General features: G+C 50.1%; 15 protein-coding genes. 8 read left to right on the top strand and 7 right to left on the bottom strand.

The window, feature by feature from the left end:
• Position 1 precedes the first annotated feature (1 nt).
• Together B0I27_RS01135 and B0I27_RS01140 are read left to right on the top strand one after the other, a co-directional pair.
• Positions 2 to 3331 carry a DUF5107 domain-containing protein gene (locus B0I27_RS01135; protein ID WP_219904955.1) on the top strand — a complete coding sequence of 1110 codons (3330 nt, stop codon included), beginning with the start codon at positions 2 to 4 and terminating at the stop codon, positions 3329 to 3331.
• A 79-nt stretch (positions 3332 to 3410) separates the two neighbouring features.
• Positions 3411 to 4778 carry an amidohydrolase gene (locus B0I27_RS01140; RefSeq protein WP_106290541.1) on the top strand — a complete coding sequence of 456 codons (1368 nt, stop codon included), beginning with the start codon at positions 3411 to 3413 and terminating at the stop codon, positions 4776 to 4778.
• On the opposite strand, the gene B0I27_RS01145 is transcribed toward B0I27_RS01140, so the two are convergent.
• Positions 4779 to 6011, bottom strand: a complete 1233-nt coding sequence (locus B0I27_RS01145; protein ID WP_219904956.1) for a DcaP family trimeric outer membrane transporter — start codon at positions 6009 to 6011, stop codon at positions 4779 to 4781.
• A gap of 112 nt (positions 6012 to 6123) precedes the next feature.
• On the opposite strand from B0I27_RS01145, the gene B0I27_RS01150 reads away from it, so the two are divergent.
• Positions 6124 to 6804 carry a class I SAM-dependent methyltransferase gene (locus tag B0I27_RS01150; protein WP_106290543.1) on the top strand — a complete coding sequence of 227 codons (681 nt, stop codon included), beginning with the start codon at positions 6124 to 6126 and terminating at the stop codon, positions 6802 to 6804.
• A gap of 9 nt (positions 6805 to 6813) precedes the next feature.
• On the opposite strand, the gene B0I27_RS01155 is transcribed toward B0I27_RS01150, so the two are convergent.
• From B0I27_RS01155 to B0I27_RS01170, 4 genes are all read right to left on the bottom strand, one after another.
• Positions 6814 to 8118, bottom strand: a complete 1305-nt coding sequence (locus B0I27_RS01155; protein ID WP_106290545.1) for a RagB/SusD family nutrient uptake outer membrane protein — start codon at positions 8116 to 8118, stop codon at positions 6814 to 6816.
• Between the two features lie 18 nt (positions 8119 to 8136).
• Complete coding sequence (locus tag B0I27_RS01160) at positions 8137 to 11136, bottom strand: SusC/RagA family TonB-linked outer membrane protein (protein ID WP_106290547.1); 3000 nt, start codon at positions 11134 to 11136, stop codon at positions 8137 to 8139.
• Between the two features lie 32 nt (positions 11137 to 11168).
• Positions 11169 to 12362 (bottom strand): anhydro-N-acetylmuramic acid kinase, encoded by a 1194-nt coding sequence (locus B0I27_RS01165; protein WP_106290549.1) that lies wholly within the window; start codon positions 12360 to 12362, stop codon positions 11169 to 11171.
• A 146-nt stretch (positions 12363 to 12508) separates the two neighbouring features.
• Positions 12509 to 13099, bottom strand: coding sequence for a hypothetical protein (locus tag B0I27_RS01170; RefSeq protein ID WP_106290551.1), 591 nt, complete (start codon positions 13097 to 13099; stop codon positions 12509 to 12511).
• Positions 13100 to 13349: 250 nt separating this feature from the next.
• On the opposite strand from B0I27_RS01170, the gene B0I27_RS01175 reads away from it, so the two are divergent.
• Both B0I27_RS01175 and B0I27_RS17425 read left to right on the top strand, forming a co-directional pair.
• Positions 13350 to 13841, top strand: coding sequence for a hypothetical protein (locus tag B0I27_RS01175; RefSeq protein ID WP_146133071.1), 492 nt, complete (start codon positions 13350 to 13352; stop codon positions 13839 to 13841).
• A 241-nt stretch (positions 13842 to 14082) separates the two neighbouring features.
• Positions 14083 to 14262 carry a hypothetical protein gene (locus B0I27_RS17425; protein WP_181276642.1) on the top strand — a complete coding sequence of 60 codons (180 nt, stop codon included), beginning with the start codon at positions 14083 to 14085 and terminating at the stop codon, positions 14260 to 14262.
• A gap of 338 nt (positions 14263 to 14600) precedes the next feature.
• Here B0I27_RS17425 and B0I27_RS01180 read toward each other — a convergent pair whose 3' ends face one another.
• Complete coding sequence (locus B0I27_RS01180) at positions 14601 to 14792, bottom strand: hypothetical protein (protein ID WP_106290555.1); 192 nt, start codon at positions 14790 to 14792, stop codon at positions 14601 to 14603.
• A 161-nt stretch (positions 14793 to 14953) separates the two neighbouring features.
• On the opposite strand from B0I27_RS01180, the gene B0I27_RS01185 reads away from it, so the two are divergent.
• Positions 14954 to 15940, top strand: coding sequence for a hypothetical protein (locus B0I27_RS01185; protein ID WP_181276643.1), 987 nt, complete (start codon positions 14954 to 14956; stop codon positions 15938 to 15940).
• Between the two features lie 12 nt (positions 15941 to 15952).
• Here the strand turns inward: B0I27_RS01185 and B0I27_RS01190 are convergent, their stop codons facing one another.
• A complete protein-coding gene (locus B0I27_RS01190; protein ID WP_106290557.1) occupies positions 15953 to 16486 on the bottom strand; it encodes a helix-turn-helix domain-containing protein in 534 nt (177 codons plus the stop codon).
• A 237-nt stretch (positions 16487 to 16723) separates the two neighbouring features.
• Between B0I27_RS01190 and B0I27_RS01195 the strand changes: the two genes are divergently transcribed.
• Both B0I27_RS01195 and B0I27_RS01200 read left to right on the top strand, forming a co-directional pair.
• Positions 16724 to 18139, top strand: coding sequence for an aminotransferase-like domain-containing protein (locus B0I27_RS01195; protein WP_106290559.1), 1416 nt, complete (start codon positions 16724 to 16726; stop codon positions 18137 to 18139).
• Positions 18136 to 18462 carry a helix-turn-helix domain-containing protein gene (locus B0I27_RS01200; protein WP_106290561.1) on the top strand — a complete coding sequence of 109 codons (327 nt, stop codon included), beginning with the start codon at positions 18136 to 18138 and terminating at the stop codon, positions 18460 to 18462. The genes B0I27_RS01195 and B0I27_RS01200 overlap by 4 nt, the downstream gene beginning before the upstream one ends.
• The last annotated feature ends 1 nt before the right edge of the window (position 18463 follow it).

The following is an 18463-nucleotide window of genomic DNA, read 5'->3' on the forward strand; positions in this document are numbered from 1 at the left end:
CATGAATCCTCCTATAGTAAAAGTATGGACCGAAAAGGTCACCATCCCGACGTATGAAACAGGCGCAGCGGACAAAAACCCGATGTTCTTCGAAAAAAGGATCTATCAGGGAAGCAGTGGCGTGGTATATCCCAACCCCATTATCGAAAAGATATGCGACGAAAAAATCGACCGCGACTATCAGGCTGTCTTTCTCGAAAACGAATATATCAAGATCATGATCCTTCCCGAGCTGGGAGGGAGGGTGCAAATGGCCTGGGACAAAATCAAGGAAAGACATTTCATCTATTACAACCAGGTCATCAAGCCCGCACTGGTCGGCTTATGCGGACCCTGGATCTCCGGAGGCATCGAGTTCAACTGGCCACAGCACCATCGCCCCAGCACCTTTGAGCCTGTAGACTTCAGCATAGAAGAAAATGCCGATGGCAGCAAAACCCTATGGGTTAACGAAGTGGAGAAGATGTTCCGCACCAAGGGCATGGCCGGCTTTACGCTGCATCCGGGCAAAGCCTACCTGGAGATCAAGGCGAAGTTGTACAACCGCACAGATCTGCCCCAGACCTTCCTGTGGTGGGCCAACCCCGCCGTCGCCGTGAACGACCACTACCAGTCGGTATTCCCACCCGACGTCAATGCGGTCTTCGACCACGGTAAGCGCGATGTGTCGACCTTTCCGATAGCCACCGGAACGTATTACAAAGTCGATTACTCCCCCGGCACCGATATATCCCGCTACAAGAACATACCCGTGCCCACATCCTATATGGCTGTGAACTCCCGCTACAACTTTGTGGGCGGCTACGAACACGATACCCAATCCGGTTTATTACACGTAGCCGATCACCATGTCTCGCCCGGAAAGAAACAGTGGACCTGGGGAAACGGCGACTTCGGCAAAGCCTGGGACCGTAACCTGACCGACGAAGACGGACCCTACATCGAACTGATGACCGGCGTCTTTACCGATAATCAGCCCGACTTCAGCTGGCTGATGCCCTACGAAGAAAAGTCCTTTACCCAGTACTTTTTACCCTACAGGGAGCTGGGAATGGTCAGGAATGCCAGCGAAGATCTCCTCTTGAGCCTGGATCTGGAAGGGCGGCAGCTGAGCCTCCGGATCTTTGCCACCAGCAAAATGAGCATTCAGGCCATCGTGCAGGTAAAAGGCTCCCCATTCATCCGGCAGGAAATCACGCTGAGTCCCGAAAAGTCATACGAAAATGCCTTTGAACTCTGCATCGACGCAACAGAGCAGGATCTCCTCGTTCGCCTCCTGGACGTAAACGGAGCAGAGCTGTTACGCTACGAACCCGCAGCAGATGTGGAAAGACCCATACCTGAAGCCGCCAAAGCAGCCAGGACGCCCGAAGAAACCGAAAATTGCGAGCAGCTCTTTCTAACCGGGCAGCATCTCGAGCAGTACCGCCACGCCACATTCAGTCCGGTTCCCTATTATACCGAAGCGCTGAGACGGGATGCAGGCGATATCCGCAACAACAACGCCCTTGGAGCATGGTATTTACGCAGGGGGCAGTTTAAGAAATCGGAAGCCTTTTTCCGCAAGGCCATCGAAACCATCACCCAAAGAAATCCCAATCCCTACGACGGCGAGCCCTATTACAACCTGGGCTTAAGCCTGAAATATCAGGGTCGGATGGACGAAGCCTACGAAGCCTTTTACAAAGCCAGCTGGAACAGCGCCTGGCAAGACGCCGCCTTTTTCTCGCTGGCCCAGATCAGCTTCCAGCGCTCAGAATATTCTTCCGCCCTCGGGCATATCCATGCATCCCTGGACCGTAACGCCCGCAATGCGAAAGCCTACGTGCTCAAAGCCCTTGTTCTGCGCAGCACAGGCCGTCCCGATGAAGCGCTACAGGTAGCCGAAACCGGCTTGCAACGCGATCCCTTCAATATCGGCCTGCTCTTTCAGAAATCAGGCAGCCTATCCGGTTCCGGTCAGCACGAGCATGCCGGGGAAGTCCTTCAAACCCTTCAATCACGGAGTCGCGGGTCGGCAAACACCCTGATCGAATACGCCGCCGACCTGGCTTGCTGCGGCGAATATGCGCAGGCCATTCAGCTCCTGTCGCATGTGCGGCCGGAAGAGCATCAAAATCCGATGCTGCTATACTACCTGGCTTACTATCATGAGCGCTCTGCCCAACACGAGGCGGCACAGCAATACCAGGAGAAAGCCCAAAAGGCAGACCCCGCTTATTGCTTCCCCAATAAGCTCGAAGACATCCCGGTGCTGCAAATGGCCCTGCGCCTGAATCCCCGCGACGCGATGGCTTCCTATTACCTCGGCAACCTGTGGTACGACAAACGCCAATACCGGGAAGCCATAAAAGCCTGGGAGCATTCTGCCGCTTTGCAGCCCCGCTTCCCTACGGTATGGAGAAATCTCGGTATCGCACAGTTCAACCATTTGCAAAATCCGAAAAACGCCTTGCAATGCTTTGAGCGGGCCTATACGCTGAACAAAAACGATCACCGCGTCTTGATGGAGCTCGACCAGTTGTATAAGCGCTTGAATTACCCGCCCGCCAAACGGCTGGCCTTCCTCACCGAGCAGCTCGAAGTAGCCACGCAGCGGGACGACCTGTACCTGGAGATCGCAGCCCTGTATAACTTTCAGGGGCAATATGACCAGGCACATGCGCTGATCACCTCACGCAAGTTCCATCCCTGGGAAGGAGGAGAGGGGAAAGTGCCCGGACAATATCTCTACAGTCTGACCGGGATGGCCAAGCAACACCTCGGCAGTAACGCGCCCCAGTCGGCTATCGACTGCCTGATGGCAGCGCAAACCTACCCCGAAAACCTCGGCGAAGGGAAACTCTTCGGTGCGCGGGAGAACGATATCCATTACTGGCTCGGACGGGCCTATGAAAACCTGGGGCAGACGGCAGAAGCAACACAGTGGTATCAGCAGGCAGCAGTTGGAGCGTCAGAGCCCGGCGCCGCCATATTTTACAACGACCAGCAGCCCGACAAAATCTTCTATCAGGGGCTGGCCCGCTACAAGCTGGGTGACAAAGCCGGCGCGGAACAGTTGTTTCATCATCTGATCCGTTACGCTAAGGAGCATCAGGACGATGAGGTAAAGATGGATTATTTTGCGGTGTCTTTACCCAACCTGCTCGTGTTCGACGACGATCTGAGCCTTCGCAACCGGATTCATTGCCTGTACCTGCAGGGACTGGGCGAACTCGGTTTGTTCCGGAAGGAGGAGGCAGCAAAAACCTTCAATACGATACTGCAAATGGATGCCATGCACTTCGGAGCCAGGACCCACCAGCAAATGCTGGAGAGGAATGAGCCTTAGAAATGATGACCCCGAAAGATCATAAACTGACAGAACTATTTCACATACCGCTTGTTTATCAATAACTTAAAACAAGAATATGTATTCGTCCAAGTCCAGGTTTGCAGGGTCATCCATAGCAGCCGCCCTCTTTATCTTCAGCGCCTTCCTGTATCCCGCAGTATTGAGCGCACAGACAGATTCCCCGGCTCCCTCTCCGCAGGTTAGCGCACTGGAAGCGCAGATCCAGACAGGCGCCACCGCGGTGGAGAAAAAGCTGATCGCCTGGAGAAGGGACATACATCAGCATCCCGAACTGGGCGACTTTGAAAAGCGCACTGCGGACCTGGTGGCCAGGCACCTTAAGGCTCTTGGCCTGGAAGTTACGACCGGCGTTGCCCGCACCGGCGTGATCGGGATTCTGAAGGGAGGTAAAGCCGGCAAAGTAGTGGCACTCCGCGCCGATATGGACGCGCTGCCTGTCACCGAGCCTGAGGGACTGCCCTTTGCTTCCAAAGCCAGGGGAATATCCCAGGGAAAGGAAGTCAGCCTGATGCATGCCTGCGGACATGATGCGCATACCGCCATGCTGATGGCGACCGCAGAAGTGCTCTCCGGCATGAAGAAAGATATACCCGGTACGGTGATGTTCATTTTTCAACCCGCAGAAGAAGGCTCCCATACACCCGGCGCCACAACCTGGGGTGCGAAGATGATGCTCGAAGAAGGGATTTTTAAGAAACATAAGCCCGATGGTGTTTTTGGCTTACACGTCATGATGGGTCAGCCCGGCGAGATCTTCTATAAGCGGGGCGCCACTACCGCGAGCAGTGACATCCTGAAGATCGAGGTCAGCGGCAAGGGCGGTCATGGCGGCATGCCCTGGAGCACCCTGGACCCCGTTCCTACAGCGGCCACCATTATATCCGGACTGCAAACCGTCGTCAGTCGTAAAGCAGACCTTACCGCATCGCCTGCGGTGATCAGCATCGGCACCATTCAGGGCGGCACTAGTCAGAACATCATCTCCGAATCCGTTGAAATGACCGGCACCATCCGTGCCTACGACGAAAAGCTCCAGAAGCAGCTGCACGAGAACATTACGCGTATGGCCACCGGTATTGCGGCAGGCTCCGGTCAAACAGCGAAAGTGACCATCACGCCCAACTATCCCGTGACGATCAATGACGATAAACTTGCCGCCGAGATGATGCCCGTTCTGCGTCGCGTAACCAACGATAAAGTCAGTGAAGCCCTGTTGCAGGGAGCTTCCGAAGACTTCTCTTTTTACGCCAAAGAAGTGCCCGGCCTGTTCGTTTTCCTGGGAGTCACCAAAAAGGGCGAGGACCCCGCTACGGCAGCACCCAATCATAATCCCCGGTTTTTCGTGGAGGAGAGTGCCCTGATCGTCGGCGTTCGTGCCATGTCATCCATGGCCATGAATTTTCTGGCAGCGCGGAGCAAATAGTTATTCTTTCTTCTCCTCCGCAGAAAAAGAAAAGCTGTATTTACAGGAAAACTGGATCCTCGTGGCCGATGAACTGAAATCGTCCCGGAAATTGTTCCGCTTTCCCCACTGCAATTCCAGCCCCGCCTGAAGCTGCGGGATGGGCATGTACAGTAAATTGCCGGTCGCATAATGTCCGCTTTTAAACGCATCATCCGCCTGCGCATCCGAGTTATCGATCCGAATGTTGGAGTAGCCTGCCGTGCTGCTCCACTTATCGCTCCAGTTATGCTCGAGGAAGGCAAGTCCACCCATAACCGGCAGGGAAACACCCAGCAAAGGCGTGCTGGCACTGCCAAAATTGGTTTGTATGCCGATATCCGGACCACCATCCGTCAGGTAGTTCTCCATACCCTTGCCCGTAACCACCTGCCCTTTAAAACTGGTTTTATCACCCAGACGCTGAGTCGTGCTCAGATACAGGCCCCAGCCTACTTCATCACCGCTCAGATCGATGGAGCTGGGGGCAGTATTTTCCCACTTGATCCATTTCAACACGCCCGCCGCTTCCAGATAACCGTTCCCCATGATGCGGCGGTACTGTGCGGTGAGATCCGGCAGCTGGAAATGAGGCCTTACATTTTCGAGCTCTATCCTGTCCCGATAGATGCCGTCATCCGAAATAGCACCCGGCTGTTCCAGGGCAAGGCCCCAGCGGAACTTCTCGGCGGTGACCATATAGCGCAGCTGCACCGAGCGCAGAAAAGCCCTGCTGGGCGGCGCACCGAAATCCAGCGTGTTGGGAGTTACATCAGCATCAGTAAAAAGGCTTTCCGTCTGTCCCACCGTAAATCTCCCAAGCTCAATAAAAGCCCGGCGGAAGTGGAAGGTCGTCTGCCCCACATCCGCTCCCACGCCAAAAAGATCAAATTCAAAATTGAGTTTCAGCCGGCCCAGGGAAGTAGGGGTCCAGCTGTTGAATCCCATTCTCGTCTGACGGACCCCAAAGTAGATCTTCCCGTCCGGCGCGAACTCGTCCTCATAGCTGGGGAGCTTGGTAACCCGTAAAACGTCAAACCAGTCAGGATCACTCTGATCAAAGTTATAACCCGCGTCAGCCTTGACAAAGCCGTAGACTTCAAAACCCTTTCTTTGTTCCTGTTCCTGGGCCAGGGCAGATTCCATAGCCATCAGCGTCAACGGCAGCAACAAAACCTGCCGGTATTTCCAGTTTAGCAGCGGGAGAGCATCCATTCGATATGGTTTTAAACGTGTTGGATAAGAAGATTTTATAAATCGGGTGCGCAGTTAATTGACCAGAAATGGTACTACAATTTACATCTATTTTAATTAACTTTCTTATAAGATGACTGCAGATAAAAAAGAACTGATGCAGCAAATTGTAGGATGGGATGTGGAGAACTGGTCGAAGGCTGTAGATTATTGGGAGAAGAACGCAGCCGTAAAGGGCAGGGAACTGGAATGTCTGGAGCTCGGCTCCGCCATGGGCGGTATGTCGCTCTGGCTGGCCCTGAATCAAAACAAGGTATTGTGCACAGATCTGAACGGTCCCGAGCCCTGGGCCCATGAGCTTCACCGAAAGTACGATTGCCATACCCGGGTATCCTATGAGGCCCTCAACGCGATGAATATTCCCTATGAAAATGCGTTCGATCTCGTACTCTTTAAATCCATCATGGGCGGGATCTGTGCGGATGACGATAGCAAGAAACGTTTGATCGACCAGATGCATAAGGCGCTGAAACCCGGAGGCACGTTATTATTCGCCGAAAACCTCGAGGCAACTGCCCTGCACCAGGCAGCACGAAAGCGTTTCGGTACGAAGGGTTGGAACTATCTGCGGCTGAGCGAGATGGATCAGGTGTTTGCTTCATTCAGGAGCGTTCAGTATTCCACGGCAGGATTCCTGGGTTGTTTTGGGAGAACAGAACGCCAGCGGGCGCTGCTTGGAAAAGCAGACGCCCTGTTGGATAAACTGATCCCCGCCACCAGTAAATACATCGTATTTGGGATAGCCGTAAAATAAATCATTCTATCATATCGCCGGATCTTCAGGGGTATTCGGATTGTTCAAACGCTCCTGATCCGGATAAGGGTAAAAAATCCTGTTACGCTCAGATAAGTCTGCCGGAGGCGCCGGGCGGTTAAATCTGCGGGTATCTTCCCATTTAAGACCGCTTAAGTATAATTCGGCACAGCGCTGTTTGTAAACCTCAAGCAACAACGCGTCGCTTGTTACTTCGCCGGCGTAAGGTGGCAGTCCCGCGTTCACACCAAAAGGATCCCCGCTGATTTGCGTTCGCACGGCATTGATTTGCGCCAGCGCATCGCTCAGTGACCCGTTTAACCGTAAGATCGCCTCAGCCTTGATGAGCTTGATTTCATCGGTCAGGTAAACCGGAATAGGAGTGGTTTGCGATGCAGCAAAGCCAGTCAAACCCACCGTAACCTCGCCGCCAACAACTGTTTTTATGCCGTTAAAGTAAAAATTATAACGCTGGTCTCCGGCGTAATAAAGATTGGCAGGCAGTCCGAAGTTATCGCGTGGCACATACGATTTCGTAACATTAAAAAGCGTATAAAGCGGATTCGGGCTTTGTGTAGTATAGGCAAACCGGGATGTTTTCGCCAGATCTACCAGGTTGGCATTGTCCAGCGCTTTCTGATAATTTCCTGCCATCAGATTAATGCGGGCCTCCATAGCGTAAAGGGTGTTGACCAGGTCGAAATCCGGTCCCGCTATCGCCGAAGTAAAACTTGCGTCAGGCGGGGTAGCGGTTACCGCAGAAACGCCCAGATCCAAAAGCCGGATGGCCTCCGCAAAAACCTGCGGACGGGCTACGAACTGTACCGGTGCCGATACATCGGTACTGATGTTCGCCTGGGGGAAAGCCATTGCCAGCTCGGCTAAGGCCATTGCTTTAAAAAGATAAGCTTGTCCCATTATACCGCTTAAAAGCGCCGGCTCAATGGACGTAATTTGCGGGGCATTGTCAATCACATCTTCACACATGGTCATTACACGTTGCATAGCCGACCAGTAATTCAAAATACCCGCATTGGCCGTTGGTAGATCCGCGCCCCCGGCTTCCAGCTCCAGCACCGTAGTAAAAGTGGCAAATCCCTTCATTTCACGTGCAGTTGTACTCGATGCCAGAATCACGCTGCTTAAACCCGTTGTCGAGTAGTATTGTCTTAATCCAATGCTCAGGGCGACAATACCTTCCCTGGTACCTATTACCTGCTCACCGGCAGCAGCGTTTGGATTTACCTGGTCGAGCTCGCATGAAGAAGTCAGGGCCAGCATCACGACGGTTAGAATTGTATATCTGATTTTCATAACATTCAAATAATTAGGTTAAAAGCTGTAGTTGAATCCCAAAGCAATCGTTCTAGGAATCGGCACCTCAACGAAGTCGAAGCCTCTCACAGCACCACTTTGTCCCGCTGCATTGGTTTCAGGGTCCCAGCCCTTATAATTATCAATAGACAGCAGGTTACGTCCCGAGAGGGTAACCCTTACCGGTTTATTCATTAAGGATTTGAGACGAAGGTTATAAGATGCAGACAGCTCACGGAGTTTCAGATACGAGCCATCTTCTATCCAGTTTTCCATGATGGAGAATAGTGCCGCCGACGTGCCTTTAGCCACTTCGCCCCGTAGCTCCGGCTCATAACCGGCCAGACCTCCATACAGGTCGCGGTCGCCCACCCGCCTGGTAAAGTTAAATACATCAGCACCATAAGAAGCGTCCCATTGAACCCTGAAGGAGAGATCTTTGCCTACAATAAGTTCGTTAATAAAAGATCCCGTCCATTTCGGGTTAGGATCACCGATGACCCGGTTTACAATAGTACCGGAAGGTTGTCCCGCGGCATTACGGCCGGCAGTTTCCCGTTGCGGAAAACCAGCAGGGGTCAACAGTAACGATCCATCCGGATTCCGCGCAAAAGAAGTGGCGTAGAAGGCACCCAGAGGGTATCCTTCAACGGCCGCTACCTGTCCGAAGCCGCCGGGGAAGGTCAGCAGGCCCCCTGGAATATCAAAGACCTTATTCTTGTTTTTCGAAAAGATAAGCGATGCATTCCATTTCAGCCGCTCGCGTTGAACCGGGATACCGCGTACCATCAGCTCAAAACCTTTATTGGTCATGTTGCCGATATTCTGAAACTGGGTCGTGTAGCCGGTAGAAGGCCTCAGGTTCACCCCCAGCAGCAGGTCTTCGACAGATTTATCATAATACGAAAACTCGAAACCAAAGCGATCATTCAGGAAACTGGCGTCAACCCCCACTTCCTTTTCCGTTTGGCGCTCCGGCTTCACAGAGGCATTTCCCAGCAGGGGCGCGGGAGAAACACCCGGCAAACCCGACAGCGATACGGGGTTGTAATTCGTGAAACGATCGTAGGCCCCTATGGCGGTTAAGTTACCTGACTGGCCATAGGAGGCCCTGAATTTGAGGGTCGACACAGCAGAGCCGATGGATGAATTTTTCCAGAAACCTTCTTCAGAAAGCAGATAGGTGCCGCTTATCTTCGGATAATACTGCCAGCGGTTGTCCTGACCAAAAGACGAAGCCACATCATTACGCAATGCGCCGGTTAAGTATATTTTATTCTTAAAGCCGATCGTTTCCTGCGCATAGAAGCCCAGGATGTTCAGGGTTGACCGGGTGTCTGTAACGACCAGGCCGGCACCGCTCGAAGCGACCTGGCTCACCGGACTTAACTGAGTGCCGGTAATTCCCGAAGAACGGATACGCTCCGTCTGCGCTGTGGCGCCTGCTGAGGTAGAGAATTCAAAAGCACCCACTGCAGCCTTGTAATTTACGTTGAGATCATTATTCATCAGCAGCGCATTCCTGTCAGCCCTCCGTGCATAACCCGTGCTGTAAGAAGGAGAAGTATTGCCGACGGGAATAAAACCGGTAGCCAGTTGAGTGGAATTGTCATATCCCAGCGTATAGTTGACCGAAAGGTTTTTAACCGGCGTTATGCTCAGCTGGAAATCACCTATAAGCCTGCTGGTTTTCTGGCCAAAGTCGAACCTGTTAATAGCTTCCAGGGGGTTGGTACGCAGCAAACCGGCAGGTGCCAGGCTTGGGTAGATGCCGGTGGTCTGGTTAGCATGAGGGTTTGCAAAATTATTACCGAAAATGAAGCCTGTTAATGCGCCGTAAGCCTCGTTGATACCCCCGTTGGGTATCTCGTTGCTGCCACTTAGCGTATAATTTAAGCCCAGCGATACTTTGAACAAGTTATTGAACCGCTGGTCAAGCCTTAAACGTGCCGTACCTCTTTGAAAATCCGACCGGTCAATAATACCCTGATTACCCAGGTAACTACCGCTCATATAATACTGCGTATTATCGCTCCCGCCAGATACCGACACATTCGTTTCGTTGCCGTAGGCATCCCGGAAGATGAGGTCCTGCAGGTCATAACGTTCAACAGGCACCTGTGTTAAGTCCGTCGCTATATTGTTGGCAAACCGGAAAGGATAGTCATTAAATTCAAGTTTCTTACGGATAGAATTGGATCTGAACTGGCTGGATAAGCTAACGACAGGTGCGCCCGACCTACCCCTTTTGGTAAAGATCTGCACCACACCATTGCTCGCCCTTGATCCGTAGATGGCTGCTCCGGCGGCACCTTTTATGATCTCAATGCGATCAATGTCCGCCGGGTTAATGTCCACAAGCCGGTTTTGCGAGTATCCGCCCAGGTCAATCAGTTCACTTGAGCTATTGTTGACGATCACGCCGTCAATAATGTATAAAGGATCGCTCGACCCCGAAATGGTACTGTTGCCACGCAAGCGCACGCTGATACCACCGGCAGGATTGCCCGAGTTTTGTGATATCTGCGCCCCGGCGATCTTCCCCGCCAACGCCTGATCGACAGACGTAGCCGTACTGTTTTCCAATTCTCTGGCCGACACTGTCGATATCGCATTACCCAGCTGCTTTTTAGTGATCGCAGCTCCCGTACCGGTTACCACCACTTCGTCCAGACTCAACGCATCTTCAGACAGCTCCGCATTTACCGTAACCGGATTCTGATTCAAGGTAACCTGTCTGCTAAAGGGTCTGTAGCCAACATAAGTAATGCTCAGGGTATAATTACCGTTGGCAACACGGGCATTCAGGGTGTAGTCGCCGTTAGCACCTGTCGCCGTAGCGGTTGTCGTGCCGCTCAGCCTGACCACGGCACCTATAATCGCTTGTTTATTCCGGGCGTCTCTTATTACACCCTTGATCGTTTGCGTGTTTTGAGCCAGAGCAGCCTGCCCGAAACACAAAATAAGAAGAGCTGCCAGGACTCTTACTTCTTTCAGATGTGGTAAAAAGTACTTCATATCAGGGTGAATAAATTGGTTACACGTGGAGTTTATCGCGGAAAGCTGATTTTTCCCATAAATACCTGAGGAATGCCAACTATACCTTTCAAAGTCTCCGCATTACCTGCAACCGCTTCATTGGCTAGCAGGGCGAAAAGTACAGCTTCCTTTGCGTCGGGGTTTATACCCAGATGCGTTGTTGATTTGATGGTCCGCGAAAAATGCTTTTCGATATGAGCGATCAGAAGCGGGTTGTACATGCCGCCGCCGCTTACGTAGATCTCAAAATCTTCCGTCCGTTTGACCGTAGTCTCTATGGCATCGATGATGGTCTTTGCAGAAAACCAGGCCAGTGTTGCCAGAATATCATTTGCTGAGAGATCATGCTGCGCCGAGGCTTTCATCGCAGTATCCAGGTACGCCATATTAAACAGCTCCGGTCCGGTTGTTTTAGGGAAAGGAGCGCTGAAGAACACGTTGTCGAGCAGCGCATTTAACAGCGCTGTATTCACGGTTCCTTTCGACGCCATTGCCGAATCCCGGTCATAGTACAAACCCGGAAAGTGCGCCTGCACATACTGATCCATGAGGGTATTGCCAGGCCCTGTGTCGGTGGAGAAGAACTGCTCAGTCCTGCCTGCGGGTAAGCAGGTAAAGTTGGCGATACCACCGATATTGAGCATGATACGGCTTTCGGCAGGATCCGAAAAAATCAGGTAATCTCCGTAAACGGCCAGTGGCGCACCTTCACCGCCTGCTGCAATATGTTTCTGACGGAAATCACTTAAGGTTATAATACCACTTTTTACCGCGAGATGATCGGCGTCGCCGATTTGCAACGTGGCATTACCGTAGGCATCATCCGGACGATGGTGTTTGGGGGCATGAAAGATCGTTTGTCCGTGGCTGGCAATCAGGTCAACCTCTTCATTACTCACCTTCCATTCTGTAAGGCACTCCTGAATAAGCCCGGCGTAGTAATTTCCGATGAAAGCATTCAGCAGGGTGACCTTCTCCAGATCGGCGTCTTTCCTGGCAAAAACAGATTTGATTTCTTCCTTAAACGCCGGCTCGTATTCTTTCGTAACGAAGTGTTTTACGTGTACAGAAGTATGGGTTCCTGTTCCGCGGAATTCGCACAAGGCCACGTCCAGGCCATCGAATGAGGTGCCCGACATGAGGCCGATGATCGTACGAAGCGGTTGATTGGCGATTTTATAAAGTGTTCCAATATTGGAATTCATAATGCAGGTGTTACACCAGGTTGACTTAGTTAATTTAATATGTTATTAACTAACTAGCAAGCCTTTGCACCCACTATGTATAGGATGACACCAAATTGTGTCAAAAAAGTCACAGGTTGTTGCCCTGGCATCAGCAAAGTGCTGAGCTAGTCGTTCCAAACCTGGTCGCGATGCCCATCCAGATACCTGGAGAGATCAACCAGCAGTTTGACGTTGCAATCCTTGCTTGACAGCAGGGCGTAGGTTTCCTCCGTCGGGAAGAAGAAGTCATGATGAAGTTCCTCACCGCCATCCTTCCCATGGATCATCCAATAAGCGCTGGAATTGCAAAAGAACATGATATCGCTAAAGCTAACATAGATCCCCGATTTAAACTCTTCGAACGATATCTCTTCATCCGTAGACATTTCATGCTCCGGCTCCCCGAAGCAGTCAAGCAGTGGCTGCCGGTCGACTATTTCCTCATTGGAGAACTTATTGATATTCCGCAGGGAAAAGCTGATTTCCCTGATCAGGAGAATAGCCTGACCAACCGTTCTAACCGCAGGAATATCCGAAGCTTCGAAGACATCCACATACACGGGAATTTCATCTCCGTCTTCAAAAGGAACCAGTCCGTTTCGTTTATCCTCATACATGATCAGTTCCATGCCGAGAACCAAAAGTCTTTGATAGTTGTCTTCGATGACGATCAGGGCATCGATGAGTGCGTCGCGATAAGATTTTTCTGTGTTCATGTATGAATGATGTTAGCGATCAAATGTAGCAGTCGGAAACAGAAAAAAAATTGAAAAGCAAATATTTTTTCCTCGAGGCTGCATCCGGAGCAGAATGAGAAATTGTTAAATGACGCACGATTGCGGCAGCTGTATTTTAATATTTTTATAGTTAAGGGTATTTAATTATAAAATATTCATAAAAGTTCAAATATAATTTGCATTTATTTAATTTGTGTCTACTTTTGTTATGAAAATAAAAACACACGTTATGAAAAAGATTTTACTCGCCTGCTTAATCACTGTTCTGTCTGCTACAGGCTTTGCTGCCGACAAGAATGACAAAAAGGATGCGGAAGTTTCTTATTTCGCTGAAAACAACTTTTTAAACAAATACTACGGTGCTGAAAACGTAAAGTGGACAGTAACCAGCAACTTCCAGAAAGCAGTATTTACGCTAGAGGGAAAAACCATGTCGGCTTTCTTTGACAGAAACGGAGAATACATTGCAACAACCCAGTATGTTGCTGCAGAGAAGATTCCAGCTGTTGGTAAGAAGAGACTGGCAAAGCTTTACGGAGACTACAAAGTAAATGAAGTGGTTCGTTACGACTACGATGGCCAGGCTGATGCTCATATGCAACTGCTGACCGGAAAAAGATTCTACAACACCAGCTACTTTGTGAATCTGAAGAACGAAAAAGAAAATGTACTGGTAAAGGTTACTCCGGACGGAGACGTATCTTACATCAGAAGTTTATAAAATACTGAAGGTAATAGGTGGAAGGTTAAAGAGCTTATTATCTGATAAAGATCCTTTCAATAATTTAGGTTTATAATTGGTTAGTTTGAGCTCCCGCCCATCGAGAGCTCTTTTTTTTTGTGCTATGCCTAATGCGGAATTGGTGCTTGTCTTGAAAAATTTGTAAAAATAGGTGGCTATGTCTTGAAAAATTTGTGTATAAGGGGATTTATTTCGTATTTAGCCTTAAATTTTTGTAGATATGGATAAGAATACTCCCTTGCATCTTCAGGAAATTATATTCTCCTCCAGCGATGCTGAGATAAGTCGCGCCATATCCACACTTTTCAGGAGCGGGAAATTAAAGAAACTGGCTCCAAGAATCTATTCTCCAAATCTGGACGAAGATAGCCGACGATTTCTTTTTTTCGCCCATAAGTAACCGCTATGCTTACCCCCGCTTTTACCTGTTCAAGTACGAATGTGTAAAATTTTGTGTAGTTTATTTCGAAACTACACACCAATCATAGACCTGTAATATCCTGGTTGCCTGAGGAAGAAGGGGAAAAAATCACCACCAATTGTCCACATTATTATCCTTGATTTTTTTCATCGCACCGACTTTGTGCTTCCCTGTTTTACGGCTCTTTTATTGCCTTATATATAAGACATACTTAAATTATGCCTCAAGCACACGAATCCCTTGTCACAAAAATGCACAAATGCCCACGCTGCAGCACCGTTGATACCGTGCGAATCAAAAGAGGTGCTATAGTAAAGTCACTTGTCCCTTTTCTGAACCTGAAAAGATACATGTGCATGAAGTGCTTCAACCGGTTCTACGAGAGAGGATAGGTTCAGTGGTTGTGACAGATGGCTTATATCAAGCCGGTAAAAGGCAGCTTCCATCCCCTGATAAGTCCGACTGTAGTTATTCCAGGTGGGACTTTTGACTGACTCTAATCTCCACATATAGTTCCTCATTTAAAGGAGTACAAAGCTGAGTCTCTGCTATGCATGACGGCTTTTGAGCTACGGAATTTTAAAAAATCCATAAAATTTTGTCGATTTTGGCTAAAAAATCGTCATCTGATTTCCGCCGGATTACCTTGTTCTAAAAATCAAACAACGTTATGGCAAAAGTAGATAAGAAAGGCATAGTACGCGGAACAGCAGGTTCCGTAGTATATCGCGGTTACCGCGAATTGAACATCATCCAGGGGAAACCCCGCAAATTCGAACAGACCAGTGCCAGCATCCGGGCCTCCACGGAGTTTGGGCTTTCCAGTACCACGGCGGCAGTAATCAGGCAGGCCTTCGAGCCGGCCTACGTGCACCGGGACGGCGAGGCGGTCAGCCGCAGCACGCAGCTGGTGTATCGGGGTCTTCGGGGCAGCCTCACAGGAAGCGTTGGTCAGCGTGACCTGCATGATGCGGATCTGGAGAGCCTCATCGGGATGGACTTCAACATCAAAAGCCGGCTGAGCGAAGTGCTGCAGGTTAGCCAGCGGGTAGAGCGGGATGAAGAGGGTCGACTCAGCGTTTTCATGGGGGCTTTGAACGCCAAAACCGACCTGAAGGTGCCCCTAAGCATCAGCAAACCGGTGAGCAAGTACAGGCTCCGTTTCAGTCTGATCGGTTTTAACTTCCGCAAGGAGTATTATGAATATCTGGAAGTAAAGGATCTGGAATTCCGCTGGCAGGCTCAGCTGGAGGCCCGGGAAATCCGTTTTGAAACCCTGCCGGAACCCGATCAGCTGCTGATGCTCAGCGTGTCACTGCTGGCTTATAGCGAAACCCGGATGGAAGAAGGTTATGTATTGCTCAACAGCAAGGAGTTCAGTCCCTGCGCTATCATTGCTGCTTTCCACGCGGAAGAACCGGGAGAATATCCCGCAAGACCTGTAAATATGGAACTCAACGAGGCGCAACAAACACGGGGAGCGTCTATTCACAACATGTGCTATGAGGGTAACAGGCTACTGCGGGATCAGGAACGGAGGAGCTTGAAAATGCTTGCGAAGACGACGACGATAACCACGAAGCGACTACCGAAAGAAGATGAAAATAAAGTGCATTTCCAGCCAGGGAAGCGGGTATCGTTTTCGTCCAGGTCATAGATTTGTGAAACCCTACTCCTCCACCTTCTTATACGCCGGCTTCTTGGCATTGCCGGTTTGGGTTTTGTAGATGATGCCTTCTTCGGCGAGGTTATTTAAGATGCGGGATACATCGTTGGTCTTGTAAGATGTGCCTTTAGCCTGGTTGCAGAGGTTCTTGATTTCTGCGGCCTCCAGCGGACCGAATGGTTCAGATTCTGCAATAAACTCTTCGACAATATAAGCAGGTCCCAGTTTTTTAAAACCGGGTGTGGGATTGTATCCGAGAACTTTGAAATATTTGCGGATGTTTTGCTGAAGATCTTCGCGACTGGGTACTGAACCATCAAAGCGTAACAGTTCAGATGCGGATACGCCGAACAAGTTGGCATAGCTTTCTACGTGTAAAAGCGTCGGGTTTCTCTTTCCGTTAATCGTATCGGTGACGTAATTGACGCTGATGGAGGTTGCGTAACTGATTTTTGCGATCGAAATATTGGCTTTTTTCTTAAATTTTCCGAGTCTCTCTCCAAAAAGGGCGTTTATACTCTTTTTTGCTTCAGGCATGAGGCAAAAGGAAGAACATATAAAGGCGATTAAAATCAATTATAGTGTGATTTGTTGCGTTTTGCAGGACATTTCATCAGATTTCATCTACAAAAGTTCGTCCTACGTTCTCTTACCCGACCGTTAAGTAACAAGAAAACTTAATTACAGGTTAACAAAGAACTTGCGAACACTTTCCAGGCGACTTTTATTTTTATAAGGAGGAAATTTCTTTAATTGCTGTCCATACTAACCATTATGGACGATCTCTCAAAAACCCTTCTTTATCAACCTCTTAATTCCGCCTTGTGCCTCAGAAAGCAGATAGTCGACAGAATTATCCTGCTGCGGGAATCTTTAGCTCCGGGCTCCGAAGTGCGCCTTCCTCCATCGCGATATCTCGCCAAAATTTACCGGACCTGCCATATTACCGTATATCACGCCTACAGGCGATTGAAAGAAAAAGGTATTATCATCGTAAAAGGCTCGCGAACCTATCTCGTGCCGCTGATTAAAGAGGAGATCTCCACAATTAACCAGTTTTCCAGCGCTCAGGAAGAGCCCGCCGGATACAGGCGGTTGGCGAGTTTCCTTCCCCCGAGCCTCGACGTTGCGATCCTTGAAATGCGGGCAGAACCGAATCTGGGAACGATTAGCGATAAGATGCATAAAGCGGTCTACTCCAGAGCGAGAGGTAAGTTAGCGGGCGTTTGTTCCGAGAAAGTTCTTTCCGAACAGATCGTTAAAAAGCTTTATGCGCTCGGCCTGTACACGGGGATGGAGAATATTTTCATTCCGGGCAGAGGAACCGCCTTGAAAGCGGTGGCTGCCGCCATACTGGAGAGAGACGATCTGGTGGTGATGGAGAGCGAGCAGGACGCCTGTCCGTACACCATTTTTCGAAGCCTGGGTTGTGAGGTAGCTGTCACGGGCAGCGAAGAAGAGCACGGCATGGATATGGATGCGCTTCAGGAGATCTGCCGGAGCAGGAAAGTCAGGGCTGTATTTATCCGTCCAGACTCCTCCTGGCCTTTCGGGATGATCACCAGCGAGAGGAACCGCGACCGGCTGATTGAATTATCAAAAGCGTACAACTTTAGGATCATTGCGTATGAATTTGAGTCGGAATACGCCATGACCAATCTGCCGCGCCGCTTATCGGTAAAGCAACATGCAGGCAGGGTGATCTTCGTGTCGGTGGTCAGCAGGGCGAGCCGCCTCTGGGAGCAGGCCGGATTTGTTGTTGCAGAGACAGGACTAGTGCGGGTATTAAAAGAGAACGACGCCTTGCTGGATGGACCCCGATGCCGGTCAATGGATCAGATAGCCATTATCATGCACAAGAACGGTTCATTATGCACGGAAGCCAATAAGCTTATCCGCGGTCATTCCTCCAGAATCGAAACCATATCCAATATATTGAAAGCAAGGCTTGCCAAAAGAGCCAGGGTCATTGAACCTTCGTGCGGCCGTTTCATCGTTATCCAACTCCAGCAAGCCATTCACGTGAAGCACCTTGTTTCACTATCCGTTCACCAAAACCTGAATTATCATGAAAGAAACCATCACCTGAAAGAAGACCAGACGGTAAGCTGCCTCCGCATCGAATACACGTTATTCAATAAGGCAGAATGGGTAAACCTTGCGAATGCATTAACTGAAATATTATTATGATGAACAACCAAGTATCATCCTACAAGATGAAGAATCATCTGCTGTCTTTAAGCAGAAACGTTTTTAAAGCCGTCAACCTGTTTGACAGCCTGCTGTCGCAAACCTTCGTGATCCTGAGCGAGCTGCGGGAGATCAGGCAACTATTGTTTGAGCAGAGGCCGGCCGGCGAAGAATTACGTGTTTTCTCGGTCGCCGAAGCCGCAGAAAAGCTGCATGTAAAGCCCAGGACCCTGCGGACCTGGGTAGCCCAAGGCAAGCTGACCTCCATACTGATCGGCCGAAAATTTTATTACAAAGTCTCAGAAATCCTCCCAAATCCCTGAA

Origin of the sequence: Arcticibacter pallidicorallinus (genome assembly GCF_003002875.1) — a bacterium.
Taxonomy (GTDB): Bacteria; Bacteroidota; Bacteroidia; order Sphingobacteriales; family Sphingobacteriaceae; genus Arcticibacter; species Arcticibacter pallidicorallinus.

What these genes read in the sequence shown, in the direction of transcription:
- B0I27_RS01140 (WP_106290541.1), top strand. Translation starts at nt 3,411, where the DNA reads ATGTATTCGTCCAAGTCCAGGTTTGCAGGGTCATCCATAGCAGCCGCC.
- B0I27_RS01135 (WP_219904955.1), top strand. Translation starts at nt 2, where the DNA reads ATGAATCCTCCTATAGTAAAAGTATGGACCGAAAAGGTCACCATCCCG.
- B0I27_RS01170 (WP_106290551.1), bottom strand. Translation starts at nt 13,099, where the DNA reads ATGAACACAGAAAAATCTTATCGCGACGCACTCATCGATGCCCTGATC.
- B0I27_RS01175 (WP_146133071.1), top strand. Translation starts at nt 13,350, where the DNA reads ATGAAAAAGATTTTACTCGCCTGCTTAATCACTGTTCTGTCTGCTACA.
- B0I27_RS01160 (WP_106290547.1), bottom strand. Translation starts at nt 11,136, where the DNA reads ATGAAGTACTTTTTACCACATCTGAAAGAAGTAAGAGTCCTGGCAGCT.
- B0I27_RS01190 (WP_106290557.1), bottom strand. Translation starts at nt 16,486, where the DNA reads ATGCCTGAAGCAAAAAAGAGTATAAACGCCCTTTTTGGAGAGAGACTC.
- B0I27_RS01195 (WP_106290559.1), top strand. Translation starts at nt 16,724, where the DNA reads ATGGACGATCTCTCAAAAACCCTTCTTTATCAACCTCTTAATTCCGCC.
- B0I27_RS01185 (WP_181276643.1), top strand. Translation starts at nt 14,954, where the DNA reads ATGGCAAAAGTAGATAAGAAAGGCATAGTACGCGGAACAGCAGGTTCC.
- B0I27_RS01150 (WP_106290543.1), top strand. Translation starts at nt 6,124, where the DNA reads ATGACTGCAGATAAAAAAGAACTGATGCAGCAAATTGTAGGATGGGAT.
- B0I27_RS01180 (WP_106290555.1), bottom strand. Translation starts at nt 14,792, where the DNA reads ATGTGGAGATTAGAGTCAGTCAAAAGTCCCACCTGGAATAACTACAGT.
- B0I27_RS17425 (WP_181276642.1), top strand. Translation starts at nt 14,083, where the DNA reads ATGGATAAGAATACTCCCTTGCATCTTCAGGAAATTATATTCTCCTCC.
- B0I27_RS01165 (WP_106290549.1), bottom strand. Translation starts at nt 12,362, where the DNA reads ATGAATTCCAATATTGGAACACTTTATAAAATCGCCAATCAACCGCTT.
- B0I27_RS01145 (WP_219904956.1), bottom strand. Translation starts at nt 6,011, where the DNA reads ATGGATGCTCTCCCGCTGCTAAACTGGAAATACCGGCAGGTTTTGTTG.
- B0I27_RS01200 (WP_106290561.1), top strand. Translation starts at nt 18,136, where the DNA reads ATGATGAACAACCAAGTATCATCCTACAAGATGAAGAATCATCTGCTG.
- B0I27_RS01155 (WP_106290545.1), bottom strand. Translation starts at nt 8,118, where the DNA reads ATGAAAATCAGATATACAATTCTAACCGTCGTGATGCTGGCCCTGACT.